Source organism: Nesterenkonia halobia (genome assembly GCF_039536005.1).
Classification (GTDB): Bacteria; Actinomycetota; Actinomycetes; order Actinomycetales; family Micrococcaceae; genus Nesterenkonia; species Nesterenkonia halobia.
Window position 1 is genome coordinate 1 of the sequence record NZ_BAAAYG010000017.1, and the last position, 2,508, is coordinate 2,508.

The following is a 2,508-nucleotide window of genomic DNA, read 5'->3' on the forward strand; positions in this document are numbered from 1 at the left end:
CAAAGTCTCCATCCTGCCCAACGGCCCCATCCCGGCCGGATCGGCCGCCCACCTGATCGGAGGCGAAACCGCATGACGACGGCGACGCGAGGCCCGCTGGCCGCCGGGCACCCTGACGAGACGCGGCTGGACCGCATCGGCATCCCGCATCTGCTGCGCTTCGGCTTCCTCGCCGTGCTGCTGGTGATGACCGGCGTCGGCGTGGAGTCCAACATCCTCACCCCGCACATGGTCGACGTCCTCGGCTCCCCGGAGGCGACGGTCTCGACGATCATCACCGGACACTCGGTCTCGGTGCTCATCGCCTCCTACCTGGCCGGGGCGCTCTCCGACCTCTTCGGGCCGCGCCGGGTCATGGCCGTCGGCGCGGCGGTCTTCCTGCTGTTCCAGGTGCTGTTCCTCGTCGCGCTCTCGCTGGGCAGCGTGGAGATGGCCGCGGTCACCTACTTCCTGCGCGGCTTCGGCTTCCCGATGTTCGCCTTCGCCTTCCTGGTCTGGATCAACGTCACCGCCCCGCCGGAGCGGAACTCCACAGCGATCGGCTGGTTCTACGTGATGTACACCGGCGGGCTGCCCACGCTCGGCTCGCTGGTGGCGATCGGTGCGATCCCGGCCTTCGGCGGCGGAGGCGTCGGCGGCGTCGGCGAGACCGGCGCGATGTGGCTGGCCGGCGGACTGGTCGCCCTCGGGTTCCTGGTGGGCTGGTTCGGCGTGCGCGACGCGCGCGGCAGCCGGCGCCTCGCCCCGGAGGGGGAGACGTCGATGCAGGTGATCACCGCCGGGCTGCGGCTGACGTTCACCAATCGCAGGGTGGCCATGGGCTTCCTGGTCCGGCTGATCAACACCGCCCCGCAGTTCGGCATGTTCATCGTGCTGCCGGCGGTCATCGCCACCACCCTCGAATGGGGCCAGTCACGCTGGCTGGCGATGACCGTCGCCGTCTACGCGACCAACATCCTGGTCAACGCCGTCTTCGGCGCCATCGGCGACCGCTGGGGCTGGCGCCGGACGGTGAAGTGGTTCGGCATCACTGGCTCCGCGATCGGCCTGCTGCTCTGGTGGTACGTCCCGCACCTGGTCCCGGCCGGATCCACCTGGGGCTACCTGCTCTCCGTCGTCGCCGGCTGCGTCTTCGGCTGCCTGCTGGCCGGATTCGTGCCGATGGGCGCGATCATGCCGGCGCTGGCCCCGGACCACAAGGGCGCGGCGATGGCGATGTACACCACCGCCGCCGGCGGGGCGACCTTCCTCGGCTCGGCCGTGGTCGCCGTCGTGTTCACCGTCGCCGAGTGGTTCGGCATGGGGGACTTCGCGCGGAACTCCCTGGTCGTCTGGGTGTTCGTCGCCCTCTACGGCTGCGCCTTCCTGATGATCCGCCACCTGGAGGTCCCCGAGGACGAGGAGAAGGAGAAGCACGGTCGGCTGTTCGGCCGGCGTCGCCCGGCCGAGGAGCTGGACCCGGCCCGCGTCGAGACCCCGCAGAGTCCGACTCCTGCAGGAGGACAGGCCCCCGTCGCCGAGGCCGCCGACCCCGCTGACCTGAGAGGAGGAGAGCGATGAGCCCGACTGAGAACGCCCCGCGCCCCGAGCGGCTCTTCGACCTGACCGGCCGCGTCGCCGTCGTCACCGGCGGCGCCTCCGGGCTGGGCGAGGCCGTCTCCCGCGGCTTCGCCGGCCAGGGCGCGACCGTGGTGCTCGTCGACCGCGACGCCGAGCGGCTCCAGGTCGCGACCGCCCGGCTGCGCGCCGACCACCCCGACGGCGGCGGCGTCGACACCCGCACGGTCGACGTCACCGACGCCGCGGCGGTGGAGGAGGTCTTCGGCGACATCGCCGACGCGCACGGCCGGATGGACATCCTGGTCAACTCCGCCGGCGTCGTCGCCCTGGCCCCCGTCGAGGAGCTGGCGCCGGAGACCTGGGAGACGATCCTCTCGGTCAACCTGACCGGCACGTTCCACGCCTGTCAGGCCGCCGCCCGGCGGATGAAGGAGGCCGGGCACGGGCGCATCGTGAACATCGCCTCGCAGGCGGCGCACGTCGCCCTGGACCAGCACGCCGCCTACGGCGCCTCGAAGTCCGGGCTGTTCGGGCTGACGGCGTCGCTGGCCCGCGAGCTCGGGCCGCACGGCGTCACCGCCAACACGATCTCGCCGACTGTGGTGATGACCGAGCTGGGGAAGCAGGCCTGGGACGGTCCGCACGGCGAGGCGCATAAGGAGCAGATCCCGACGCGTCGATTCGCCGAGCCGGAGGAGATCGCCGCGGCGGTCGTCTACCTCTCCTCGACGGAGGCGGCGATGGTCAACGGCGCCGACCTGCGCATCGACGGCGGCTTCACCATCGTGTGAGCCGTCCTCGGGGCTCCCGAGGCCCGGCGCCGTCCGGACCCGCACACGACCGATGGCTCTGGAGTTCGGGCCGGAACCCCTCTCGTATTGAGGGAGTTCAGGCCCGAACTCCAGAGCCATCGCTGGGTCTGCCGACTCAGCCCTGCGCGTCGAGCTC

The 2,508-nt window shown here is 71.8% G+C and carries 2 protein-coding genes; both read left to right on the plus strand.

Going from position 1 to position 2,508, the window contains the following annotated elements; all coding sequences use genetic code 11:
- The first annotated feature begins 72 nt into the window (after positions 1–72).
- The gene (locus ABD652_RS13525) at positions 73–1,560 is read left to right on the plus strand and encodes an RbtT/DalT/CsbX family MFS transporter (protein ID WP_344722274.1); all 1,488 of its coding nucleotides are present in this window, start codon (positions 73–75) and stop codon (positions 1,558–1,560) included.
- Positions 1,557–2,351 (plus strand): GolD/DthD family dehydrogenase, encoded by a 795-nt coding sequence (locus tag ABD652_RS13530; RefSeq protein WP_344722276.1) that lies wholly within the window; start codon positions 1,557–1,559, stop codon positions 2,349–2,351. Before ABD652_RS13525 ends, ABD652_RS13530 begins: the two co-directional genes overlap by 4 nt.
- The last annotated feature ends 157 nt before the right edge of the window (positions 2,352–2,508 follow it).